Origin of the sequence: Paraburkholderia xenovorans LB400, assembly GCF_000013645.1 — a bacterium.
GTDB classification, from domain to species: Bacteria; Pseudomonadota; Gammaproteobacteria; order Burkholderiales; family Burkholderiaceae; genus Paraburkholderia; species Paraburkholderia xenovorans.
This window is the reverse complement of record NC_007951.1, coordinates 3,417,467-3,440,734: the sequence shown is the minus strand read 5'-3', so window position 1 is coordinate 3,440,734 and position 23,268 is coordinate 3,417,467. Positions and strand designations below refer to the sequence as shown.

Genomic DNA, 23,268 nt, shown 5'->3' with positions numbered 1-23,268 from the left:
CAGCGGCGGCTGACGCAGGCGCGGCCGGCACACGAGTGGCCGGAGCGGGGGCGGCTGACGCAGGCATGATGTCCGCGCCCATGTCCGCTGTCGATGCGGACCGCGGCGGCGCGCCGGTTTCGCATCGGCCGCTCGGGATTCTCGCGGCTTTGCCGCAAGAACTCGGCGATCTGCTCGAAGCGATGCGCGCCGAGGCCGGCGTGCGCACGATCACCCACGGTCAACGCGACTATCACCTGGGCACCGTTCACGGGGCGCCGTGCGTCGTCACGCTGGCGCGCGTCGGCAAGGTCGCGGCGGCGGCCACGGTCAGCGCGCTGATCCATGCTTTCGACGTGGAAGCGATCGTGTTTACGGGTGTGGCCGGTGGCGTCGGCGCCGAGGTGCGGGTGGGCGATATCGTCGTCGCCGACGCGCTGCTGCAGCACGATCTCGACGCGTCGCCGCTGTTTCCGCGTTTCGAAGTGCCGTTGCTGGGCGTCTCGCATTTCAGCGCCGATGCGGCCTTGGCCGGGCAGTTGGCGGCGGCCTGCGAGCGTTTCGTCGCCGAAGAAGGCGCGGCCTCGGCGGCGCGCTTTGGCACGCGCGAGCCGCGCGTGCATCGCGGGTTGATTATCAGCGGCGATCAGTTCGTGGCCAGCGCCGAGGGTGTGCGCGCTTTGCGCGATGCGTTGCCGAACGCGCTCGCCGTGGAAATGGAAGGCGCGGCGATCGCGCAGGTGTGTCACGAATACGGCGTGCCGTGCGCGGTCGTGCGGACTATCTCGGATACGGCGGACGATCACGCGCCGGCATCTTTCGTGTCGTTTCTCACGGAGATCGCCGGCACGTATTCGAACGCGATCCTGACGCGGTTTCTGCAGGCGCGCGGCTCGCGGGTTTGACGGCCGGCGTCGAACGCGTATTGCCGGTGCGTTATTGCCGGCGGTCGGTGTCTGCAACAAAGGCGCGTGCTTCGACCCGCGTCGCCCGCGCGCGCTGCTTGTTGGTGCCTGCAAACAACAGCGGCACGCGCGTCGCCCCGCCTCGCCTGTGCCGCTACCTGTCTCCGGCGTCGCCCAGCGCGTCGCTCACCTGCTGCAATGCCGCCGGATCTTCGATGGTCGGCAGATCGCCCGGATCGCGGCCTTCCGCGAGCGCCGCGATCGCGCGGCGCAGCAGCTTGCCGGAGCGCGTCTTCGGCAGCATCGACACCACGACGACGCGCGCCGGCCGCGCAATCGCGCCGAGCTGCCGGTCCACCGTCGCCATGAGTTCCGCCTCCAGTTTGCCGCGCCGGGTGGCGTCCGCATGCGCATGCGCCTGCGCATCGCGCAGCACCACGAAGGCCATCGCCGCCTGACCCTTTAACGCATCCGTCACGCCGACCACCGCGACTTCCGCGACGGCCGCGTGGCTCGACAACGCCTCCTCGATCTCGCGCGTGCCGAGCCGGTGGCCGGCGACGTTGATCACGTCGTCGGTACGGCCGAGGATCGTCACGTAGCCGTCTTCGTCCTGCACGCCCCAGTCGAAGGTCGAATAGACCTGCTGGTTCGGAATGCTCGACCAGTACGTGCTGACGAAGCGCCGGTCGTCGCCCCATACCGTCGACATGCAGCCCGGCGGCAGCGGATAGCCCAGTGTGAGCACGCCTTTTTCGCCGGGCGGGCAAGGCTCGCCGGTCAATTCGTTGCGCAAGGTCAGATTGAAGCCGGCCGACGGCACGCCCGGCGAGCCCAGCCTGGTGGGCAGCGCCTCGACGCCGCGCGGAATGGCGAGCATCGGCCAGCCGGTTTCGGTCTGCCAGTAGTTGTCGATCACCGGCTTGCCGAGCGCGTCGGTGATCCATGCGGCGGTCGGTTCGTCGAGCGGCTCGCCGGCGAGGAACAGCGTGCGCAGGCTCGACAGATCGGCTTGCTTCAGGAACGCCGGGTCCTGCTTTTTCAGCACGCGCAACGCGGTCGGCGCGGTGAACATCAGATTGATCCCGTGATGCTCGACGAGGCGCCACCAGATGCCGCCATCGGGGCGGATCGGCGTGCCTTCGTACATCACCGTGGTGAGGCCGGCGAGCAGCGGCGCGTAGACGATGTAGCTATGGCCGACCACCCAGCCCACGTCCGAGGCGGTGAACATGACGTCGCCCGGCTTGCCCTGGAAGATATGTTCCATCGAGGCCGCCAGCGCGACCGCGTAGCCGCCGACGTCGCGCTGCACGCCCTTCGGCTTGCCGGTCGTGCCCGACGTGTACAGCACATAGGAAGGCTCGTTGGATTCGAGCCACTCGCACGGCACATGGGCGTCGAAGAACTGTTCGCGCAGCGGTTCGTAGGCGACCAGATAGCTCGCGTTGAGGCGCTCGGGCGCGAGCTGCCGGTCGATCAGCAGGACGCGCGGCGTCTTGTGGGTCGCGCGGGCGAGCGCTTCGTCCACCAGCGGCGTGTAGTCGATCACCTTGCCGCCGCGCGCGCCGGCGTCGGCGGTGACGATCAGCACGGGCTTCGCGTCGTCGATGCGGGCCGCGAGGTTGGGCGCCGCGAAGCCGCCGAACACCACCGAATGAATCGCGCCGAGCCGTGCGCAGGCGAGCATCGCGAACAGGGCCTCGGGGATCATCGGCAGATAGAGCAGGACGACGTCGCCACGCTTCACGCCGAGCGAGCGCATGACCGCGGCCATCCGGTTGATCTCCGCGTGCAGCTCGGCGTACGTGTAGCGGCGTTCGATGCCGGTTTCCGTCGATACGTACACCAGCGCGTTCTGCTGCGCGCGCTCGGCCAGATGGCGGTCCACCGCGTTATGGCACAGATTCGTGCGGCCGCCGACGAACCAGCGCGCGAACGGCGGATTCGAACGGTCGAGCACGGTGTCGAACGGCGTCTGCCAATGGATGCGCCGTGCCTCGTCGCGCCAGAATGCCTCGGGGTGCTCGATCGAACGGCGGTGGAAGTCGCGGTAGCGGGTCATCTGCGGCGATCCTCTGCTGCGGTGGAGAACGGTTGTCGGGTCGTGCGGCCGTGCGGCGCGGCGCGAGAACAAGGCGGGTATCCGCACAAGCATAGAGCACGCGCGGCTCGGCGGACAACGCGGGTTCACCATGAGCGGCGCGACGTACTGTCGGGCGTGGCAATGGGCCGCGTCGCCGACACGGCGCAGTCCCTGAGTTCGCCCCAGGACAAAGACAAAAAAAAGCGCCGAAGCGCCTTTTTTCATCAGACCCGAGGTCGGACCGACATCAAGCCTTTGCGCGCTTGCCTTCCACGTCCGGCAGGAACACCGTCAGCACGCCGATCAGCGGCAGGAACGAACAGACCTTGTAGACATACGTGATGCTCGTGGCATCGGCCAGTTGTCCCAGCACGGCCGCGCCGATCCCGCCCATGCCGAACGCGAAGCCGAAGAACAGGCCCGCGACCATGCCCACCTTGCCGGGGATCAGCTCCTGCGCATACACGAGGATCGCCGAAAAGGCCGACGCCAGCACCACGCCGATGATCACCGTCAGCACGCCGGTCCAGAACAGATTGGCGTAGGGCAGCAGCAGCGTGAAGGGCGCCACGCCAAGAATCGACACCCAGATCACATACTTGCGGCCGATCCGGTCGCCGATCGGTCCGCCGATCACCGTGCCCGCCGCCACCGCCGCGAGGAACACGAACAGATGGACCTGCGCGGCCTGCACCGGCAGATGGAATTTGTCGATCAGATAGAAGGTGAAGTAGCTGTTGATGCTGGCGAGATAGAAGTACTTCGAGAACACCAGCAGGATCAGCACGCCCATCGCGAACATGACCTTGTTGCGCGAGAGCGTGGCATGGCCGGCCGCGCTGCGCGCCTTCTTCACCGACGGATGCCGCTTGTACCAGCGGCCGATCTGCGTCAGCACGACCATCGCGACGAGCGCCGCCACCGAGAACCACGCAATGCTGCGCTGGCCGTGCGGAATCACGATCAACGCGGCGAGCAGCGGTCCGAGCGACGAACCCGCGTTGCCGCCCACCTGGAACAGCGACTGCGCGAGTCCATGACGGCCGCCCGAGGCCATGCGCGCCACCCGCGACGATTCCGGGTGGAACACCGACGAGCCGCAGCCCACCAGCGCCGCCGCCACCAGCAGCACGCCGAAATTGGGCGCGACCGACATCAGCAGCAGGCCGGCGAGCGTGAAGCCCATGCCGACGGGCAGCGAATACGGTTTCGGATGCTTGTCCGTATAAATGCCGACGAGCGGTTGCAACAGCGACGCGGTGATCTGATAGGTCAGCGTAATCAGCCCGATCTCTCCGAACGACAACGAGAAGTTGTTTTTCAGCATCGGGTAGATCGCGAGGATCAACGACTGGATCATGTCGTTGAGCAAATGCGAAAAGCTGATCGCGCCGAGCACGGAGTAGACCGTGCGCTGGACTTTGGCCGCCGGCTGCGCGGCAGTGGCAGCAGTGGCAGCGGTTCCGGCCGGCGCGCCGGCGAGGGCGCTTTTATCGAGGCTCGTTTCCATACGGTAGATGAGAGAGGAGAAAGAGTGATCTGAAGCCGCCTGTGCTGCCAAAGCACACGTTTTGAGCGTTGCGGCATTTCGACGCGACATCTGGCGTTCGTCAGTTATTCGTCGAAGTTTAATGTGGCCTGAGCGAATTGTAAGGACAAGTTTTGTCGCGAATCGGACACGCGATGCTCAGGAGGGACAGAATTCGTGCGCCGAAACCGGGAGCCGCGCGCACCTCGGCGGTGCGACCAGGAGGTGTAATGCCGCGACCACGTCCTGGCGACATCCCGTCTGATAAATGGCCGCCCCGGGGATTTTTGGCCGTGTATAAAACCCGTCGCGGGCGCGAAGCTTACGAGGCGGCGCGTCGAGGACCGGGCGACATCCGATCGGCATTTCGCGAGCGACGCTAAAGATCGCGGACGTTCGTGCCGTAGACCCGGAGAGATGAGCAGCAATGCCGGAACCGACCTTTCCGGCAGTTCTACATGTGGGGATGGGGAAATATGAAAGCAGTTTCGCTGGGTAGCCAGACGGGCGCGGGGTTCGTACCGGAAGCAGAAGCGGCCGGCAAAACGCAGCAGCAGGGCGAGCGCGGCCGCTCCCGGGCGGTCAGGCTCAAGGGCTTGTCGGTGAAGGCGATGCTGCGCCTCGCGTTCGCCGTGCTGCTGATCGGCACGCTATTGATCGGCGTGTTTGCGCTGACCCAGATCAGCCGGCTGAATGCGTCGGCCCAATCCATTTACGATCAGGGGCACGTTGCCAGCCGTGCGGCCGAAGAGGCGCGCGGCTACATGCTGCGCGCGAGCCGCGCGCAAAAAATGCTGCTCACCGCGACCACCGCGAAAGAGCGCGACGATCTCGGCGCCGACATCGAGACGGGCCTGAACGGTATTGCCACGCAACTCGGCACGCTGCAACGGTACGTCGACACCTCCGACGCGAAGGCGCTCGACCAGCAGAAGAAATTCGCCGCCGCCGTGACGGCGTGGAGCGGTCATCTGCGCGACTTCGTGACGCTCGTGAAGGCGCAGCCGCTCGACCTGTCGCAGATGAACTGGCAGGTCGGCACGCAGGACGTGTCGCTGCTGGTCGAAACCGGCAAGCTCGAAAAACTCGTCGACGAACTCGTCGCGCAGCGTGCGACGGCGGCGAAGGCGACCATCGAGACGTCGGGGTTCATTTACCACTCGTCGTTCGTGATGATCGCGCTGGCCACGCTCGGCCTGATCGTGCTTGCGTTCGGCATCAGCGAGTGGGTGGTGCGGCGCCTTGCCGGCCAGCTCGGCGGCGAGCCGGCGTACGCGAAGGAAATCGCCAGCCGGATCGCGGCGGGCGATCTGTCCGTCGAGATCGCGTTGGGCCGCAAGGACAGGTCGAGCATGCTGTTCGCGCTGCAAGACATGCAAAGCGGCCTCGCGACGACCGTCGCCGACATTGCGTCGAGCGCGGACGCGATTGCGACCGCATCAGGCGAGATTTCGATGGGCAACCTGGATCTGTCGCAGCGTACCGAGCAGCAGGCAATGGCGCTCGAACGCACCGCGAGCAGCATGGAGCAGCTGACTTCGACCGTCCGTCAGAACGCCGACAATGCGAAGCAGGCGAGCACCCTGGCCAATAACGCTTCGGAGATCGCGGAGAAGGGCGGCGAAGTGGTGAGCCGGGTGGTCGCGACGATGAACGAGATCAACGACAGCGCGCGCAGTATCGGCGACATCATCGGCGTGATCGAGGGGATTGCGTTTCAGACCAATATTCTTGCGTTGAACGCGGCGGTCGAGGCGGCCCGTGCCGGCGAGGAAGGGCGCGGATTTTCCGTGGTCGCCGCGGAAGTGCGGAATCTGGCGCAGCGTAGCGCGGCGGCGGCCAAGGAGATCAAAGGCTTGATCAGCACGTCGGTCGAGCGGGTGAGCAACGGGTCGACTCTGGCTCAGGACGCCGGGCAGACTATGGATGAAGTCGTCAAGGCCGTGAAGCGTGTTACCGACATCATGGGCGAGATTTCGGCGGCTTCGTCCGAGCAGAGCGCCGGGATCGAGGAGATCAACCTCGCGGTGACGCAGATGGATTCCGGAACGCAGCAGAACGCGGCGTTGGTGGAACAGGCAACGGCTGCGGCCAGGTCGCTGGACGATCAGGCGCGCGGGTTGAAGGTAATGGTGGGGAAGTTCAGGTTGTGAGTTCGGGTGAAGCGATCCTCGTAGAGGATCGCGAGTTGATTGATTGCTGCCTTCCAGTCATTGAGCATGCATTGGGCATGCAGGAGAATCGTCGCGCCTCCCGGCGGTTAATTCGCATCCCTGAAAAGATTTCCCTCTGCGTGGCGACGGTTTACGGAGCGTGATTATTCCGTTGGCATAAACCACGGCCCGTGGTCCAAAACCAGGACTTATCCGACAATCTTCGCGTGACTCCGCTGATGGCCTGTTCAGCACAAAAACGTTCTTCACCGGAGTCCCATCTTGCCGTTCAGTAAATCAAGCGCCGCGATGTACGCGACCAGCCACGCCCAGGCACACAGCACCGGTAATTGCGCCAAGTATGTAAGGAAGGCGGTCGGATGGGGCGGAATAACGCTGCCGTCCACGCACTATGCCAAGGATTACGGCCCGATTCTTGAAGCTGCCGGGTTTGATCAAACAATGACGGAAGTGCCGCAACGAGGAGACGTAGTTGTGCGTCCTGGTTTTCCTGCGAAAGGAGGCTCGCGGCTGGAAAATCACCAAAGTCGACGACACGCTCGATTATCACCAGGGCGGCCACAACCTGTCCAAACAGGGCCACCGCTAACCCACCACCGTGACCGCCCAAAAAGCTGACATCCCCGCAACACTCCCAAAAGCACGCAAGCAAAAAAATCACCCAGCCTTGGCACTCGCAGGCGTAATCACAACCGTACAAGTAATCCCCGCCGCCAGCACGACATTGTCGGGTACCGAATCGATCTTCACCCGCACAGGCACGCGCTGCGCCAACCGCACCCAGTTAAAAGTCGGATTCACGTCGGCAAGCAGTTCACGGCTTTCAGGATTATCCCGATCATAAATCCCTCGGGAAATACTCTCGACATGCCCTTGCAGTGTGCCGCCGCTCATCAACCGGACTGCTGCCTTATCGCCGACATGCACGTGCGGCAGCTTGGTTTCTTCGAAATACCCATACACCCAGAACGAGTGGCTATCGACAATCGCCAGCTTGGCCGAACCAACCGTCGCATAGTCGCCGCGGAACACGCTCAGGTTCGTGACATACCCGTCGACCGGCGACACCACCCGCGTGCGTTCGAGATTCAGCCTGGCTGCATCGAGCGCAGCCAACGCCTGCTGATAGGAAGCCTCGGCGGCCGAAGCCGTGTGAGTCGCATTCTCACGGTTCTCTTTCGACACCACCAGCGCATCCATATCCGCACGCCGTTGCGCGTCATCGCGCCTCATCTGTAGTTCGGCCTTTCGCGCGGCGACCGCGGCCTGGGCCTGCTCGACCGCAAGCTGATAGTGCGACGGGTCGATCTGCATCAGCAGATCGCCTTTCTTCACCAGCTGATTGTCCTTCACGGGCAGATCGACGATCGCTCCCGAGACATCCGGTGCGATATTTATGATCTCGGCGCGCACGCGACCGTCGCGCGTCCACGGTTCGTCCATGTAATGGACCCACAGCACACGTCCAATCAAAATCGCGACGATAAAAATAACGGCTGTCGCGACGAAGCCCACAATATTTCGGATGGTCATGTTTCGACTCTTATCAACGATAAACGGCGAGACCGAGCACGCCGCACACACACACGAGCAAGCTGGCCCGGAACAGGGACGGATGCCACACCACGCGATACAGGCCCGTATGGGCAATCACGCGGTCCAGCACCCAGGTAAGCGCTGCGCCCGCGATGAACAGCAGCACGATGGCCGGGATGTACGCATCCAGAACGGCGATATCACGTGGCATGGCGAACTCCTTCTGACGCGTTGGCAGGTCCGCTCATCAGCGATTCAAGCGGTGATTGCGGATCGAGCAGCGCGGTACGAATGAAATGCAGTTGACTCAGAATGCGTTGTAACTGGTGCCGTTCTTCACGCGGCGGCGTAAAAGCGGCCAGCATCTGCTGAACGGCGGCGATCGCGTCGGTGGTCGCGGCGAGCGCGCGGTCGAAGCGGTCTTCACGCGGCCGCTCGAAGAGCGCGGCCAGCGCGTCGCGCATGGCGCGCAGCGAGACGCGCCACGGCATTGACCGCGCATAACGGGCGTCGGCGGGCAGCGCCGCCACTTCGCGGCGCAAGTCGATCACCGCGTTGCCCACTTCGAGCACCGAGAAGAGCCAGCGCAACGTGTCGCGTTTGAGTTCGGGCTCGTGCTGCGCGAGCGCGTTGATCTGGAACATCAGATCGCGCGCGCCGCTCTCGAAGCGCGAGCGCACCCGGTGCATGCCCGCGCGGCTCGCCAGCACCACCTGGCGACGCAAATCCACCAGCAGGCGATTGCGCAGCCAGGGCGTCGAAGGCGGCAGCAACACCGCGAATGCGATCGACGCCACCAGCATGGACAGCACGAGCGCCACCGCATCGTTCATGTAGCCGCTCGGGTCGTAGTGAATCACGTTGTCCGGGCCGGCCAGAAAACAGAAGAAGATGCAGTAGCCGACACCGTAACCGGCCAGCGCGGGCCGTGTCGTCATGAACACGCCGAGCAGCAGGAACGGCGTGAGGGTGGCGCACAGCAGCGGGAAACCGTCCACGTGCGGGAACACGCCGAATACCGCGATCATCCCCATCACCGTGGCGACCAGCGTGCCGGCGGCCATCTGGAACGCCGTGCGTTTCGGATTCGGCGACGACGACGCCAGCGCGCACACGGCCGCGGCCGTCAGCGTCAAGGTCGAACCGCTCGGCCACGCGGTCGCGATCCAGAACGCGCCGAGCGCGATCATCACAATGGCGGCGCGCACACCCGCGACGCTGGCGGCAATTGCGTTCGTCTTCGGTTCGTAACGCTCGATCCAGCGCTCGCGCTCATGCGTATCGACAGCGAGCGACGCATACGTGGCCGCGTAGGCATGCAGATCGTCGATAAAGCGGTACAGCAGTTCGGCGCCGGTGTCGAAGTCGAGCAGCGGCGCGTCGGGATGCACTTCCAGTTCGGCCCGCGTCGCACGCACGCGTTTGGGCAGCTCGGCTTTGAAGACCTCGAGTTGCGCGGCGGCGTGCGCAGCGTCGGCGGCGGTCAGCACGGGCTCGCCGGATTTCGCGAGCAGCGGGGCGATTTCCCTGAAGTACGGTTCGAGCGCTTCGATTGCAATGGCCGCGCCGCTCGTGTTCGAGTTGCGCAAACGGTTCATCAACTGGTGCAGCGCGTGAAAGCGCGTCGAGGCGGTCATGAACTCGCTGTTCAGACGCGCGAGACGGCCGCCGCGCATGCGCGAATCGGGCCCCTCGAACACGGCGACACTGCGCGCCGCTTCGAAGCCGACGATATCGGCGACAAAGCGCGCATTGGTCGCTTCGATCTGCGCGCGGTCGTTGTGGCCGGCGAGCGACGCCGACACGTACTCGACGAACGCCGAGAAACGCGCCCGCACGGTGCCGCGCATCTGCATGCCGGCGAAGCGCGGAAACACGAGGCCGCTCACCGCACCCGCGCAGACGATGCCGACCACCACTTCGGCCACCCGCGTGAGGGCGCTCAGAAACGCGCCATCCGGATGCTGCGAGGCGGGGATGCCGATCAGCGCGGCGGTGTAGCCGGCCAGCACGAAACCGTACGATCTGAAGTTGCGGTTGCGCGCGGCGCCCGCCGTGCAGATGCCGACCCACACGCCGGTCGCGACGATGAACAGTTCCGGCTGCTGCGCGAACAGGCCGATCAACGCGAGCATCACGACGAGACCGACGAGGGTGCCGCAGATCCGGTAGAAGCTCTTCGCGAACACCATGCCGCTTTGCGGCTGCATGACGATGAACACGGTAGTCATCGCCGTGCGCGGCTGCGGCAGGTCGAGCTTCATCGCGACGCCGAGCGCGAGGAAGCAGGCGGCGAGCGCTTTGAACAGATAGACCCACGTCAGGCCGTCGTGACGCGCCCAGTCGGCGGCGGCCGCGTATAGCGCAGCGAACGACGCCGAACGCGGCGCGGAAAAAGGGGAAGCGGACATGGTCAGCTTCCTGACCTGGCCGGCTCGGCGCTGGCGGTCGAACCGGGCGCCACCGTCTTACCCTTGCCGTGCGCCGGCAGCGTCTCGTTCGCCAGCGGACCGTTGGCCGGGTCGTCGAGTCCGCCGCCCAGTGCCGTGACCAGCGACGCATGCGCGCCGAGCCGTTCGGCCTGAATCTTCGCCACGCCTTCCTGCGCGTGCAGCAACTGGTTTTGCGCGATCAGCACGTTCAGATAGTCGGTCAGCCCGCGCCGGTAACCTTCGCGCGACAGATCGTAGTTCTTGCGGGCCGTCGCGACCGAACGGTCGGCGTCCTCGGCCTGGGTCGCAAGCGAGCGGATCCGGATCACCTGATCGGAAATGTCCTTGAGCGCGCCGACGATCGACTGGTTGTAACGGTCGACGGCTTCGTCATAGCCCGCCGAAGCCGCGCCGAGCTGCGAACGCAGGCGGCCGCCGTCGAGGATCGGCAGCGACAGCGCCGGCCCGCCGCTCCAGCTGTGCGACGGATTCTTCAGGAACTGGAACAGCGGCCCCATTGCCGCATATCCGCCGATCGACGCCAGCAGGTTGATGTCCGGATAGAAGTCCGCCTTGGCGACGTCGATACCGCGCGCCTGCGCCGCGACCGACCAGCGCGCCGCCACCACGTCCGGCCGATGGCCGATCAGGTCCGCGGGCAATGCGCTCGGCAGCCCGGCCGGCGTGTTCAGCGAAAGCGTCGGGCGCTGGATCGAATCGCCCGCGCCCGGACCTTTGCCGGCCAGCGCGGCCAGCTGATTGCGGCCAAGCGCGATCTTTTCTTCGATCTCGTCGATCTGGCGTTCGTATTCCGGCAGCGGCGTTTCGGCCTGGCTCACTTCCAGTTGCGTGCCGATGCCGCCTTTCAGGCGTCGGCTGGCCAGATCCACGATCTGTTGCTGCTGCTGCAAGGTGGACTTGGCGATGTCGAGCAGCGCGTAGTTCATCGACATCTCGATGTATGTGCGCACCACGTTGCCTTCCAGTTCGAGCTGGGCGGCGCGGGCGTCCGCCGCGCTCGCGTGGGCGGCATCGAGCGCGCGCTCGGCGGCGTTCCTGTCCTTGCCCCAGATATCGAGGTGATACGACAGGCCGAGCGTGCCGGTGTTGTTCCACGATTGCTCGCCCGCGAGCGGGCCGGGGCCGTAGTAGACATTGTCGGACCACTTCTGGCGCTGGACCGACAGGTTGCCGTTGACTTGCGGCGACAACGCCGAACGCGCGACGCCCGCCATCGACATGGCTTCGCGCACGCGTGCCTGGGCGGCCGCGAGGCTCGGATTGCCGGCCTGTGCCGCGTCGATCCACTCGTTCAATTGCGGATCGTTGTAGGCGCGCCACCAGTCGACGGACGGCCATTGGGCGTCCGCATTGGCGGCGCGGATCGCGTTGCCGGCGTCGAGCGAAGCGGGCTGGACTCCGCTCGCTTGCGGCGCGACGCCTCCGGTACTGGCACAGCCGGCGATTGTTAATAGGATCGTAAGAACCGCGGCTGCGGCGATCCCTTTAGGTACCGGAGACTGCACGATTTCCTCCAGAAATGACTATAGAAGCATGTGCGTCATTATATTTTTTGATCAATTGCGGAATAACCGGTAAAGGTGCAAGGCATTTTTACGCAATGTGTGACAATCGCCTTTGCGAATCGTGTAACAATCGCTTCCGATCACAAGGGAAAGTTATGGATACGCTTCAAAACATGCGCGTATTTGTCCGTGTCGTCGAAGCGGGCAGCTTTACGGGTGCCGCGCAGCATCTGAACACGACCACGGCCTATGCGTCGCGCGCGGTGTCCGATCTGGAAGCGCATCTGCGCACCCGACTGCTGAACCGCACCACGCGCCGCATTGCGCTGACCGAGGCCGGCGAGCGCTATCTGCAGCGCTGCGAGCAGATTCTCGCGTACGTGGACCAGGCGGAAGCCGAGGCGGGCGACGCCCATGCCCGTCCGTCCGGCAAGCTCAAGGTCCACGCCATGACGAGCTTCGGCCAGCACTATGTGGTGCCCGCTGCTGGCCGCTATCAGCAGCGCTACCCGGACGTCCATATCGAACTGACGCTCGCGCAGCGCATGCCCGATCTGCTCGACGAAGGCTTCGACGTGTCGCTCACGCTCGCAACCGGTTTGCCGGATTCGGGGCTGGTGTCGCAGCGCCTCGGCAGCGCGTTCAGCATTGCATGCGCGTCGCCGGCCTATCTGGAGCTGCACGGCGTGCCGCAAACGCCCGCGGACCTTGCGCGTCACACCTGTCTGCAAATGGTCACGCCGGTTTTCCCGACCGACAAATGGACCTTCGACGGCCCGAACGGCGAGGAAACGATCGCCCTCGGACCGACCACTTTCCAGGTGAACGTGGCCGAAGCGATGGCGGTGGCCGTATCGAGCGGCATGGGCGTCGGGCTGATTCCGATCTACTCGGCGATCAGCGGCTTGCGCAGCGGAGAACTGGTGTGGCTGCTGCCGGAATACACGTCGCAGGAGATGAATCTGTACGCGTTGTACCCGTCGCGGCAGTATCTGGACGCGAAGATTCGCACGTGGATCGAGTTCCTGCGCGACGTATTGCCCGCCACGCTGGCCGCGGATCAGGCGGAGTTGCGCGAGTTCGCGCGCGCCTGAAGTGCCGCGCGGCGGCGTGAACGCGTGTTACACGAGTGCCGCGTCGCAACATTTCCTTACTTCTGCCGCGCGGACGATTTGCTAACGTGTCATTCATGCGCTGCGGTCCTGCACCGCAGCCGCCCAGTTCGCTGCCGTCCGGCACTATTGCAATAACAGAAGCACGAGGGATTCATGGATACGCATCTGATGATCGGCGTGGCCGTCATGATTGGATTGATCGGAATTGCGGCATCGCGCGATCTGCTGCGCCGCCTGCGCGAGCAGCAGCCGCAACTGGTGCCGGTCAAGGTCGAGCGTCCGGAACTGCCGGCGCAACGGCGCGATCGTTGAGTTTCGTCGTGGCGGCTGTTTAGCGCGCGGCCCGTGGTGCCGCCTGCTGCGCGGCCTGTTGCATCTTCGGGTGCGTGCCGGTTTATCCAGGCTGGTGGCTCGTGCTTCGCGCTTGTCCTCAGTTCACTGCGGCGATCAAACCCGGCTCGTCTTTGAGCGTGCGATCCACTTCGCGGCTCACTCTGTGCCAGCGAAAGCGCGCGGCGGCCAAGCCCGCACTGCGCGTCAACTGTCCGAGTTCGTCGAGCGGCAATGCCGGGTCCAGCCAGCGGCGCGCGGCGTCCGGCGCGAACGCGAGCGGGCGGCGGTCGTGCACGTCGACGAGACCCGTGTCCGCCGCGGCCGTCACGATCACCATGCCCATGCCTTCCGTTTGCGCTTCGGTGCCGTGCACGCTCGAAAGCGCCGCCAGGTACATGGGGGCGCCGCTTTTCAGGTGCACGAAGTAGGGTTGGCGGATCGGCGGCTCATCCGCTCTGTCTTTGCTTTGCGCGATGCTGGTCACGGGCGCGGTTTCCACACGCCACTCGAACCAGCCGTCCGCCGGCACCAATACCCGTCCGGTTTTCCACAGTTCCTTGAAGTAGCGCCCGTTCGGCGCGGCGTCGGCACGCGCGTTGATGGTTTGCGGCAGATGCTGTTCGCGTGCCCAGTCGGGACAATACCCCCAGTGGATCGCGCGCATCGTCTGATCCGGGTAGACCGCGAGCGGGTGCGTGCCGGGAGCGAGGTTGTAGCCGGGACGCCGGTCGGCGGCATCGAAGAGCAACAGCGGATCGGCAAGGCCGAGGAGCTCGGCGTAGAGATGGGGATCGCGGTACTGGCTGATTCGACCACACATGAGCCAACCTCCGGAGACGACCGGCGTGAGTTCGACAGCCGCGGAGAGATGGCCGCGGTTCGACGACTCCGCCAGCGTAGCGTTTGTCGTGCGGGCTCGCTACCCAGATCGGCCCGGAGTCGGGTGACCTGGGCGATCAACGCGGTTCAAGCGGCTCAAATGGATCAAGCGGCCCGAGCCATCCAGCCGGCTCAAGCTACTCTACTTTGCCGCTAGATCTCGACAACCTTATCCCACGCAAACGACGGATTCTCCAGCAGCCCCGTGCGCCGGTCGAGATAGCCGCGCGGATTGCAGACCACGCGCGTGCCGTTCACGCTGTAGTCGAACGGCGTATGCGTATGCCCATGAATCCACAACGCAACCGGCGGCCCCACGAGGTCCGGCAAATGATTGACAAAGCCCGCCGACACGCGGTCCTGCGCGTAACGCTCGGCCAGACTCAACCGGTGCGGCGCGTGATGCGTGACGACGATCGTCTTGCCGCCGAACGGTTTGACGAGTTCGCTTGCCAGCCACGCGCGCGCTTGCCGGTGCAGCGCGAGCGAGTCGTCGGGAGTGAAGTCGCGCGTTGCGTCGTGGGTGTCGTGCGGCCAGTTCATCTGGATCAGGCCGCGAAAATCGAGCATGGCCCGGCGCGAAGCCTCGATCGACCCGGCGAGCGTATCCGCGTCGTTTCCGTATAGCGCGAAGTCGGTCCACAAGGTCGTGCCGAGCACCCGCCAGCGGCCTTGCGGGTCGACCAGCGCGGCGTTGTTCAGCACATGCACGTTGTCGACCTGCGCGGCCGCGTCGTGAAGCGCGGCTTCGAGCGCGTTGAACTCGCCGTCGTAGTACTCGTGATTGCCGGGCACGTAGATCACCGGCACGGCGCCGTCGAGAGTCTGGGCGGCCCAGCGCGGTCCGGCCGCGTGATTGTGGATGTCGCCCGCCAGCACGATCAGATCCGCCTGCGCATGCGGAATCAGTTCGGGCTCGTCATTCTCCAGATGCAGATCGGACAGCACTCGAATCTTCACGACCACGACTCCTGCAAAGGGCTCCGCAAGGGAGCGCGAAGCTTCAGACGCCTAGCGTAGCACCTTGCCCGGATTCATCAGGTTCAGCGGATCGAGCGCGCGTTTGACGGCGCGCATCAACTGCACCTCGACGTCCTGCTTGTAGTGCATCGCCTCGTCGATTTTCAACTGGCCGAGCCCGTGTTCCGCGCTGATGCTGCCGCGATGCCGGTGCACGCTGTCGTAGACGATCTGATTGATCGCGGCCTGGTACTGCTGGAGGAACGCCTTGGCGCCGACGCCCTCGGGCGCCTGCACGTTGTAGTGCAGATTGCCGTCGCCGAGATGGCCGAACGTCACCATGCGCGCGCCGGGCACGGCCTGCGCGATTGCCGCGTCGGTTTCCTCGATGAAGTGGCCGATGCGCGAGATCGGCACCGCGATATCGTGCTTGATGTTCAGCCCTTCTTCGGCCTGGGCGAGCGGAATGTGTTCGCGCAGATTCCAGAACGCCCGCGACTGGCCGAGATTTTCCGCGACCACGGCGTCCTGCACCAGGCCGCCCTCGAGCGCCGTTTCCATCAGACGTTCGAACAGTTCGCGCGCGTGCTCCTCGCTCTCGCTGTCCGACAGTTCGAGCAGCACGACCTGCGCGTGCGGCTCGGCGAACGGATAGCGCATCTGCTCGAAGTGCCGGCCGACCAGACGCAGGCAAAAATCCGACATCAATTCGAAACCGGTCAGCAGCGGCCCGGCGACGCGCTGCGTGAGCGACAGAAAATCGAGCGCGGCGTGCGGCGATGCGAGTGCGGCGAGCGCCGTGACGCGCGCGGCCGGTTGCGGATGCAACTTGAGCACGGCGGCGGTGATGATGCCGAGCGTGCCTTCCGCGCCGATAAAGAGGTCGCGCAGATCGTAACCGGTGTTGTCCTTGCGCAGTCCGCGCAGGCCGTCCCACAGTTCGCCTTGCGGCGTGACCACTTCGAGGCCGAGGCACAGCTCGCGCGTGTTGCCATAGCGCAGCACGCCGGTGCCACCCGCGTTGGTGGCGAGATTGCCGCCGATCGTGCAACTGCCTTCGGCAGCGAGGCTCAGCGGGAACAGTCGGCCCGCCTCTTCGGCGTGCTTCTGCACTTCGGCGAGGATGACGCCGGCTTCCACGGTAATCGTATTGTTGTGCGGATCAATGTCACGGACCCGGTTCAGACGCCGCAAGCTGATGACTGCCTGCGCGCCGCTTGCGTCCGGCGTCGCGCCGCCGGCGAGACCCGTGTTGCCGCCTTGCGGGACCAGCGCGATACGATGCTCGACGGCGAGTTTCACGAGCGCCGCGACTTCGTCAGGCGTGGCCGGGCAGAGCACCGCGCACGCCGCGCCGGTGTAGCGGCGGCGCCAGTCGGTCAGGTAAGGGGCGGTGTCGTGCGGATCGGTCAGCACCTGCGTGGCGCCGATGGTCTCGCGGCAAGCGGCGAGAAAAGCGGTTTGGGTCATGTGGGTCGGTCAGCCTGTTCGGGCAAAAAATCTCGGGGCGTTGTGCGCACGGTTGTGCTGGCTCGGTCAGGGGGTTGTATTGACCTGGTTTGCAGCTTGTCTTGCGGCCCGTTTCGCCGCGCGTTTGAACGGCGCGACGTAAGCCAGCGCGCAGACGAAAAAGATCACCGAGAGCGTGGCTTCCAGCCAGCCGAGACCGGCGCTCAGCCCGCGGTCGCTCCAGCCGCGCACAATGCCTTCGGCAAAATACAGCAGGATCAGCATCGACGCCCATTGCAGCGTATAAAGCCGCTGCCGCCACACGCCCGGCAGCGCGAGCAGCAGCGGCAAGGCCTTGAGCACGAGCGCCGAGCCGCCGGAACGCAGCGGCGCGAGCCACCACTCCCACGCGACGCACAGGGCGATCAGCACAGCCAGTGCCGTGCTCGCGCCGAGCGCGGCGGCGCGATTTCGCGGCACGGGCGTAGCATTCGGGGGTAGCGGCGCATGCGGCGAGATGTCGGCGGCCGGGTGTCGGGCGTCCCGCTCGTTCACGGCCGTTCGCTCATGGATGCCGCCGTGCGTGCGACACGTGCGCCGAGCGCGATGGCGAGCGTCTTCTCGTCCGCCGAGATGCCATGTTCAGCGCTGCCCGCGCGTGCGAAATGCGACGCGCCGTAAGGCGTGCCGCCGGTTTGCGTGGTGCTCAGCGCGCTCTCGGTGTATGGAATGCCGACAATCAGCATGCCGTGATGCAGAAGCGGCAGCATCATGGAGAGCAGCGTGGATTCCTGGCCGCCGTGCAGGCTGCCGGTGGACGTGAACACGCAAGCGGGCTTGCCGGCAAGAGCGCCGGACAGCCACTGCGGCGTGGTGCCGTCCAGAAAGTATTTGAGCGACGCGGCCATGTTGCCGAAACGGGTGGGCGAACCGAGCGCGAGACCGGCGCATTCTTCGAGATCGCGCAGTTCGACGTAGGGCGGCCCTTCGGCGGGAATATCGGGCTGGGTCGCTTCGCAGACGGTGGACACCGGCGGCACCGTGCGCACACGCGCCTGCATGCCGGGGATGCTGTCGACGCCGTGCGCGATCGCCAGCGCAAGCTCGCGCGTGGCGCCGTGACGGCTGTAATAGAGCACGAGAATGTCTTTCATAGGCCTCATCGGTGAACGGGTATTATAGGGGCTGGGTTCGCTCGATAGGCCACCCATAGCCGTTCGGCCAGGGCTCGTGAGCGGTCCTGAAACACCGCTACAGGAAGCCAGGGAGGTGAGTTTGTTGTCCAGGGTGCGTTTCGATCTCGACACGCTCAAAAGGCTCGCGCAGTTTGCCGCGCAGCGCAGCAGCGAAGACCGTATTCCGCAGGTGGCCGGCAGCCTCACGTTCACCACCATGCTTTCGCTCGTGCCGCTCGCCACGGTGGCGTTCGCGCTGTTCACCGCGTTTCCGATCTTTGCATCGTTCCAGATGTCGCTGCAGATTTTTCTTGCCGACCATCTGATGCCCGCGCAACTCAACAGTCAGATCTTCAATTATCTGAACCAGTTTGCTTCGAAGGCGAAGGGCCTGACGACCATCGGTATGATTTTTTTGTTCGTCACCGCCGTGATGACGATGATGACGGTCGAATCCGCCTTCAACGTGATCTGGCGCGTGCGCAAGGCGCGGCCGATCGCGCAGCGCATTCTGGTGTATTGGGCGATCATCACGCTCGGCCCGATTCTGATCGGCGTGAGCCTGTCGATTTCATCGTACCTGTTCACGCAATCCATGACGTTCACGGCGGCGCAGCGCATGACGCCGGTGATCGAGTGGGCGCTCGCCGGCGCCGCGCTGCCGCTCACCGCGGCCGCCTTCACGATTCTCTACGTCTATCTGCCGAATTGCCGCGTGGAATGGCGCGACGCGGTGATCGGCGGTGTGACCGCCGCGATCGCTTTCGAGCTCGCGAAGCGCGGCTTCGGCTATTACGTGCGGCGCATTCCAACCTACACCGCGGTGTACGGCGCATTCGCGGCCGTGCCGCTGTTTCTGCTATGGATGTACCTGTGCTGGTTCATCACGCTCGCGGGCGCGATGATCGCGTCGGCGTTGCCGGCCATTCGCATCGGCCAGTTTCACCGGCCCACCTTCGAGGGCAGTAATCTGTTCGACTCGCTCGAACTGCTCGCGCGGCTCTCGGAAGCGCGCGACGCGGGCAAGCGCGGCTACACCGTGCCGGAACTCTCGCGCATGCTTCGCCGCGATATGGGCACCACGATCAACCTGCTGGAAAAGCTCGAGGAGATCGAGTGGATCGCGCGCTTGCAGGAGGACGGGGCACGTCCGCATTTCCTGCTGCTGGCAAACCCGGCGCAGATTACGGTCGAACGTCTGTTCGGCCTGTTCGTGATCGACCGCGCGGAACTCGGGTATCAACTCGAACTGGCGTCCACTCGCGTGGATGGTGAAATGCTGCTGGCCGCGCTGGAGAACGACAAACTGAAGGTGACGCTCGCCGCGTTGCTGACAGCGCGCGCAGCCGCCCGTGCCGCACAGGCCGCGGAGAACGAATCGGGCACGTCTTCCATGCCGCATCAGGCAGCTTGAAGTCGGCTTGAAGTCGGCGTCAAGCCGATCCATGCAGTCTCTCTCGATGCCGCCGCATGAGGCTTCCTGACATGCGCCTCGATGTCACGTCACGCCGGCGGACGTTCGGGCCGGATACGGCGATGAAGCCAATGCCTCGCTACAACGAAATCTTGCCGACGCAGATGTCCTTGAACATCACCCAGTCGCCCATCAGGCTGTAAAGCGGATGCCGGAAGGTAGCCGGCCGGTTCTTCTCGAAGAAGAAATGCCCGACCCAGGCAAAGCCGTATCCGCAGATCACGGCAGCGGGCAGCCATAGCCAGTCGCCGGTGGCGAGCGCCATCGCGAGACAGCCGATCACGCCGAGCGACCCCACGAAATGCAGCCGCCGCGAGACGGTGTTGCGATGCTCGCTCAGATAGTACGGATAGAACTCCGCGAAACTCGCAAAGTGATCGGTGTGTGTGGTTTGAGCCATCACGGCCTCCGGATTGCTACGCTTCCCGATGCTTCGGCGTGCGCCGGCATGCTGGACGCGTGCGCTCGAAACAGGACAGGCTTGACCCATTGTGCGGCTATCGGGCCACGCGCGCAACCTGGCCATTCGGCCGATGGCGCGGCGCGCCCGACGCCGCTAACGTGATGGCTCGCACCCTTCATCGAGCTTCGTGAGGTGCTCGGGAGGCGAAGCTGAAGAGGGCGTCGAGCGTGGCGTCGGGTTGCTCGGTCATCAACGCGTGGCCGGCTTCGAGCGTGACCGTGTCGACCGGTACGCCTGCCTGCGCGAGCGCGGCGGCGAGCGCCCTGGCTGCGCGTGGCGGCGTCATCGCGTCGCGCCGGCCTACGATCAGGCGCGCGGCGCAGCGCACCTGCGCGGCGCGGGCCGGGCCGTCCGCGTAGGTATTGCAGGCGGTGAAATCGGTGTGGAACAGGTGCGGCTCGCCGCGTGCCGACACACGTTCCATCAGCCGCTGGTTCATGCCGTGCAGCCAGAAGCCGGGGCCGGGACAGGAAGGCTTGGCGGCGATGGTGGAATGCGACCACTGGTTGACCATGCCGATCGCTTCGGGTTCGCGGTTGAGGGCGGCGTCGAGCAGCGCGTCGGAGACGGTCATCGGCATTGCCGTGGCGAGCAGGGCGAGGTGCGTTGCCCGCTCCGGATAGCGGCCGGCGAAGTCGAGCGCTATCAGCGAGCCCATGCTGTGGCCGGCTATGAACGCGCGTTGTACGCCTGCGGCGTCGAGCAGCGCGGCCAGCCAGTCGGCGAGCGCCGGCACTGTGGTGAGCGCCGCGCCGCTGCTGCGGCAGTGGCCCGGCAGATCCACGGCCAGCACGCCGAAGCCGTGATGCGCGAAGTAACGGGTTTGCAGCGCCCACACGCTGTGGTCATGCTCGGCGCCGTGGATGAACACGGCGCTCGGCAGGCTCGCGTCGAACGCTTTGCCGCCGGTGTACGCATAGGCGGGCTTGCCTTGAACGGCGAGGATCATGCGGACTCCGGGCGGGGTTGGGCGGCACTGCCGGATGCGCCGCCGTGCGCTGCGCTCGAACTGCCCGCTTTCTGTGCGGCCTTTAGCGCGCGCTTGAGATCGTCGATCAGATCGTCGGGATCTTCGAGGCCGATCGAGAGGCGGATCGTGCCTTCGGCGATACCGGCCGCGGCAAGGGCAGCGGCGTCCATGCGAAAGTGGGTGGTCGAGGCGGGATGGATCACGAGCGAGCGCGCGTCGCCCACGTTCGCGAGATGCGAGAACAGCGAGAGCGCTTCGATAAAGCTGCGTCCGGCGGCGCGGTCGCCGCGCAGATCGAAGCTGAACACGGCACCGGCGCCGCGCGGCAGCAGCCGCTTCGCGAGCGCGTGGTCGGGGTGCGTGGGCAGTTCCGGATAGGCGACGGCCCCGACCGCGGCGTGACCGGCGAGGAACTCGACCACCCGGCGCGTGTTGGCAACGTGCCGTTCCATTCGCAACGGCAGCGTCTCGATGCCTTGCAGCAGTTGCCATGCGGCTTGCGGATGCAGGCATGCGCCGAAGTCGCGCAGCCCCTCGCGGCGTGCTCGCAGCAGAAACGGCGCGACGGTGCTCTCCTCGGCGAACACCATGCCGTGAAAGCCGTCGTAAGGTTCGGTGAATTCGGGGAAGCGCCCCGAGGCGTCGAAGTCGAACGTGCCGCCGTCCACCAGCACGCCGCCGATCGTCGTGCCGTGGCCGCCGAGGAATTTGGTGGCCGAGTGATAGACGAAGTCCGCGCCATGTTCGAACGGTTTGAGCAGGTAAGGTGTGGTGAAGGTCGAGTCGACCAGCAGCGGCACGCGGTGCTCATGCGCGATCTGCGCGACGGCGGCGATATCGAGCACGTCGAGCCCCGGATTGCCGAGCGTCTCGCCGAACAGCAGCCGCGTGTTTGGGCGCAGCGCGGCGCGCCACGCGTCCAGGTCGCCGGGTTTGACGAAAGTCGTCTCGATGCCGAAGCGCCGCAACGTGTAGTGCAGCAGATTGTGCGAGCCGCCGTACAGCGCGCTGGAGGCGACGATATGCGAACCCGCGCCCATCAGCGTGGCAATGGCCAGATGCAGGGCCGCCTGGCCGCTTGCCGTGCCGATCGCGCCCGCGCCGTTTTCCAGCGCGGCCACGCGTTCCTCGAACACGGCCACGGTCGGGTTCGAAATGCGCGAATAAACATGACCGGCGCGCTCCATATTGAAGAGCGCCGCGGCGTGGTCGGAATCGCGGAACGAAAACGAGGTAGTCTGGTAAATCGGCGTGGCGCGCGCGCCGGTGGTCGGGTCGGGAGCAGCGCCGGCGTGCAGCGCAAGCGTGTCGAAACGGTTCGCGGACATGCTGGGCGGCGGGGCCACGGACGGCCTCGCGAAAGGTGAAAGTGGCGGCCATCCTATCACCGGCGTGCGGCGCTTCAAGCGCGGTTTTCCCGATGCGCACGGGCGCGGGGTCCCGGGTTCGGGCCTGCGAGCGCCCGGCACGCCTTGGCGGGCGGCCCGCTTTCCTTTTATGGGTCTTTCCGCTAGGATCGAAAGTCATTGATGTATTACGAGCTTAGCGGGCATTACGGGAGACAGATCATGCGAGTCAGCGACATCCTCAAAGTCAAAGGCAACACCCTTTTCACGGTTACGCCGGATACCACGCTGCACGACGCAGTCAATACGATGGCGGAGCACGATATCGGCTCGCTGGTGGTGATGGAATACGGCGACCTGGTCGGCATGCTGACTTTTCGCGAGATTATTTTGACGCTGAGCAAGAACGGCGGCAGCGTCGGCACGTCCACCATCCGCAAGGTCATGGACGATCATCCGCTTACCTGCACACCCGAAACGGACGTGAACGAGGTTCGCCGCATGATGCTCGAACACCACGTGCGTTATCTGCCGGTGCTGGAAAGCCGCACGCTGATGGGCGTGATCTCGTTCTACGACGTCGCCAAGGCGGTGGTTGAAGAGCAGGGCTTCGAAAACCGCATGCTCAAGGCCTATATCCGCGACTGGCCGGAAGAACAGCAGGAACAGCAGCCGGCGCGCTAATGCGCGGCGACTCACTGCGACGCTCCAGCCGTTGCCGTGAGCGCGAAAATGTGGTCAAGGAGCGGTCAAGGCGCGCGCGAAAGCGTGCGCTTTTTTTGTGTCCGGCGCCGGGTTCGGCTTCCGTTCAGCTTTGCACCTCGGTGCGCCCTTCCGGCCGACCGGACGCCAGGGCTCGCGTGATCGGCTTGCAGGCCGCCGGTGCCAGGTATGCCGCCCGGTGAGCCGCCCACGCGCCGCTGCGCGCAGGGTGCTTT

20 protein-coding genes are annotated in these 23,268 nt (G+C 65.3%); 6 read left to right on the top strand and 14 right to left on the bottom strand.

Features of this window, described 5'->3' with window-relative positions; translation table 11 throughout:
* The first annotated feature begins 80 nt into the window (after positions 1–80).
* Positions 81–884, top strand: coding sequence for a 5'-methylthioadenosine/adenosylhomocysteine nucleosidase (locus BXE_RS15280; RefSeq protein WP_237712040.1), 804 nt, complete (start codon positions 81–83; stop codon positions 882–884).
* Positions 885–1,038: 154 nt separating this feature from the next.
* Here BXE_RS15280 and BXE_RS15275 read toward each other — a convergent pair whose 3' ends face one another.
* Together BXE_RS15275 and BXE_RS15270 are read right to left on the bottom strand one after the other, a co-directional pair.
* Positions 1,039–2,949, bottom strand: a complete 1,911-nt coding sequence (locus tag BXE_RS15275) for a propionate--CoA ligase (RefSeq protein WP_011489177.1) — start codon at positions 2,947–2,949, stop codon at positions 1,039–1,041.
* Between the two features lie 268 nt (positions 2,950–3,217).
* Entirely contained in the window at positions 3,218–4,480 is a 1,263-nt protein-coding gene (locus BXE_RS15270; RefSeq protein WP_011489176.1) for an MFS transporter, read from the bottom strand.
* 494 nt (positions 4,481–4,974) lie between these two features.
* On the opposite strand from BXE_RS15270, the gene BXE_RS15265 reads away from it, so the two are divergent.
* Entirely contained in the window at positions 4,975–6,651 is a 1,677-nt protein-coding gene (locus tag BXE_RS15265; protein ID WP_011489175.1) for a methyl-accepting chemotaxis protein, read from the top strand.
* 678 nt (positions 6,652–7,329) lie between these two features.
* On the opposite strand, the gene BXE_RS15260 is transcribed toward BXE_RS15265, so the two are convergent.
* From BXE_RS15260 to BXE_RS15245, 4 genes are read right to left on the bottom strand one after another with little or no spacing between them, the layout of a single operon-like run.
* On the bottom strand, positions 7,330–8,205 hold the full coding sequence (locus BXE_RS15260) for an efflux RND transporter periplasmic adaptor subunit (protein ID WP_011489173.1): 876 nt from the start codon (positions 8,203–8,205) through the stop codon (positions 7,330–7,332).
* 13 nt (positions 8,206–8,218) lie between these two features.
* Entirely contained in the window at positions 8,219–8,419 is a 201-nt protein-coding gene (locus BXE_RS15255; protein WP_011489172.1) for a DUF1656 domain-containing protein, read from the bottom strand.
* A complete protein-coding gene (locus BXE_RS15250) occupies positions 8,409–10,619 on the bottom strand; it encodes an FUSC family protein (RefSeq protein WP_011489171.1) in 2,211 nt (736 codons plus the stop codon). Before BXE_RS15250 ends, BXE_RS15255 begins: the two co-directional genes overlap by 11 nt.
* Before the next feature lie 2 nt (positions 10,620–10,621).
* On the bottom strand, positions 10,622–12,166 hold the full coding sequence (locus tag BXE_RS15245; protein ID WP_011489170.1) for an efflux transporter outer membrane subunit: 1,545 nt from the start codon (positions 12,164–12,166) through the stop codon (positions 10,622–10,624).
* A gap of 155 nt (positions 12,167–12,321) precedes the next feature.
* Here BXE_RS15245 and BXE_RS15240 point away from each other — a divergent pair, with 155 nt between their 5' ends.
* Both BXE_RS15240 and BXE_RS46545 read left to right on the top strand, forming a co-directional pair.
* Entirely contained in the window at positions 12,322–13,260 is a 939-nt protein-coding gene (locus tag BXE_RS15240; protein ID WP_011489169.1) for a LysR family transcriptional regulator, read from the top strand.
* A 174-nt stretch (positions 13,261–13,434) separates the two neighbouring features.
* Complete coding sequence (locus BXE_RS46545; protein WP_011489168.1) at positions 13,435–13,593, top strand: hypothetical protein; 159 nt, start codon at positions 13,435–13,437, stop codon at positions 13,591–13,593.
* Positions 13,594–13,711: 118 nt separating this feature from the next.
* Here the strand turns inward: BXE_RS46545 and BXE_RS15235 are convergent, their stop codons facing one another.
* The 5 genes from BXE_RS15235 to wrbA all read right to left on the bottom strand — a co-directional run bounded on the left by BXE_RS15235 (position 13,712) and on the right by wrbA (position 18,056).
* The gene (locus BXE_RS15235) at positions 13,712–14,434 is read right to left on the bottom strand and encodes an SOS response-associated peptidase (RefSeq protein ID WP_011489167.1); all 723 of its coding nucleotides are present in this window, start codon (positions 14,432–14,434) and stop codon (positions 13,712–13,714) included.
* 212 nt (positions 14,435–14,646) lie between these two features.
* On the bottom strand, positions 14,647–15,453 hold the full coding sequence (locus BXE_RS15230; RefSeq protein WP_011489166.1) for a metallophosphoesterase: 807 nt from the start codon (positions 15,451–15,453) through the stop codon (positions 14,647–14,649).
* A 51-nt stretch (positions 15,454–15,504) separates the two neighbouring features.
* The gene (locus BXE_RS15225; RefSeq protein ID WP_011489165.1) at positions 15,505–16,923 is read right to left on the bottom strand and encodes an FAD-binding oxidoreductase; all 1,419 of its coding nucleotides are present in this window, start codon (positions 16,921–16,923) and stop codon (positions 15,505–15,507) included.
* A gap of 66 nt (positions 16,924–16,989) precedes the next feature.
* Positions 16,990–17,457, bottom strand: coding sequence for a DUF2069 domain-containing protein (locus tag BXE_RS15220; RefSeq protein WP_011489164.1), 468 nt, complete (start codon positions 17,455–17,457; stop codon positions 16,990–16,992).
* A complete protein-coding gene (gene wrbA / locus BXE_RS15215; RefSeq protein ID WP_011489163.1) occupies positions 17,454–18,056 on the bottom strand; it encodes an NAD(P)H:quinone oxidoreductase in 603 nt (200 codons plus the stop codon). The genes BXE_RS15220 and wrbA overlap by 4 nt, the downstream gene beginning before the upstream one ends.
* A gap of 121 nt (positions 18,057–18,177) precedes the next feature.
* Between wrbA and BXE_RS15210 the strand changes: the two genes are divergently transcribed.
* Positions 18,178–19,491 carry a YihY family inner membrane protein gene (locus BXE_RS15210; protein WP_171914266.1) on the top strand — a complete coding sequence of 438 codons (1,314 nt, stop codon included), beginning with the start codon at positions 18,178–18,180 and terminating at the stop codon, positions 19,489–19,491.
* 139 nt (positions 19,492–19,630) lie between these two features.
* Here BXE_RS15210 and BXE_RS15205 read toward each other — a convergent pair whose 3' ends face one another.
* The 3 genes from BXE_RS15205 to BXE_RS15195 all read right to left on the bottom strand — a co-directional run bounded on the left by BXE_RS15205 (position 19,631) and on the right by BXE_RS15195 (position 22,312).
* The gene (locus tag BXE_RS15205) at positions 19,631–19,951 is read right to left on the bottom strand and encodes an Mpo1-like protein (RefSeq protein WP_007181099.1); all 321 of its coding nucleotides are present in this window, start codon (positions 19,949–19,951) and stop codon (positions 19,631–19,633) included.
* 178 nt (positions 19,952–20,129) lie between these two features.
* Positions 20,130–20,963 carry an alpha/beta fold hydrolase gene (locus tag BXE_RS15200; RefSeq protein ID WP_011489161.1) on the bottom strand — a complete coding sequence of 278 codons (834 nt, stop codon included), beginning with the start codon at positions 20,961–20,963 and terminating at the stop codon, positions 20,130–20,132.
* Positions 20,960–22,312: an O-acetylhomoserine aminocarboxypropyltransferase gene (locus BXE_RS15195; protein ID WP_011489160.1), complete on the bottom strand. Its 1,353-nt coding sequence runs from the start codon at positions 22,310–22,312 to the stop codon at positions 20,960–20,962. The genes BXE_RS15200 and BXE_RS15195 overlap by 4 nt, the downstream gene beginning before the upstream one ends.
* A gap of 240 nt (positions 22,313–22,552) precedes the next feature.
* Between BXE_RS15195 and BXE_RS15190 the strand changes: the two genes are divergently transcribed.
* Positions 22,553–23,014 (top strand): CBS domain-containing protein, encoded by a 462-nt coding sequence (locus BXE_RS15190; RefSeq protein WP_007181102.1) that lies wholly within the window; start codon positions 22,553–22,555, stop codon positions 23,012–23,014.
* Positions 23,015–23,268: the final 254 nt, after the last annotated feature.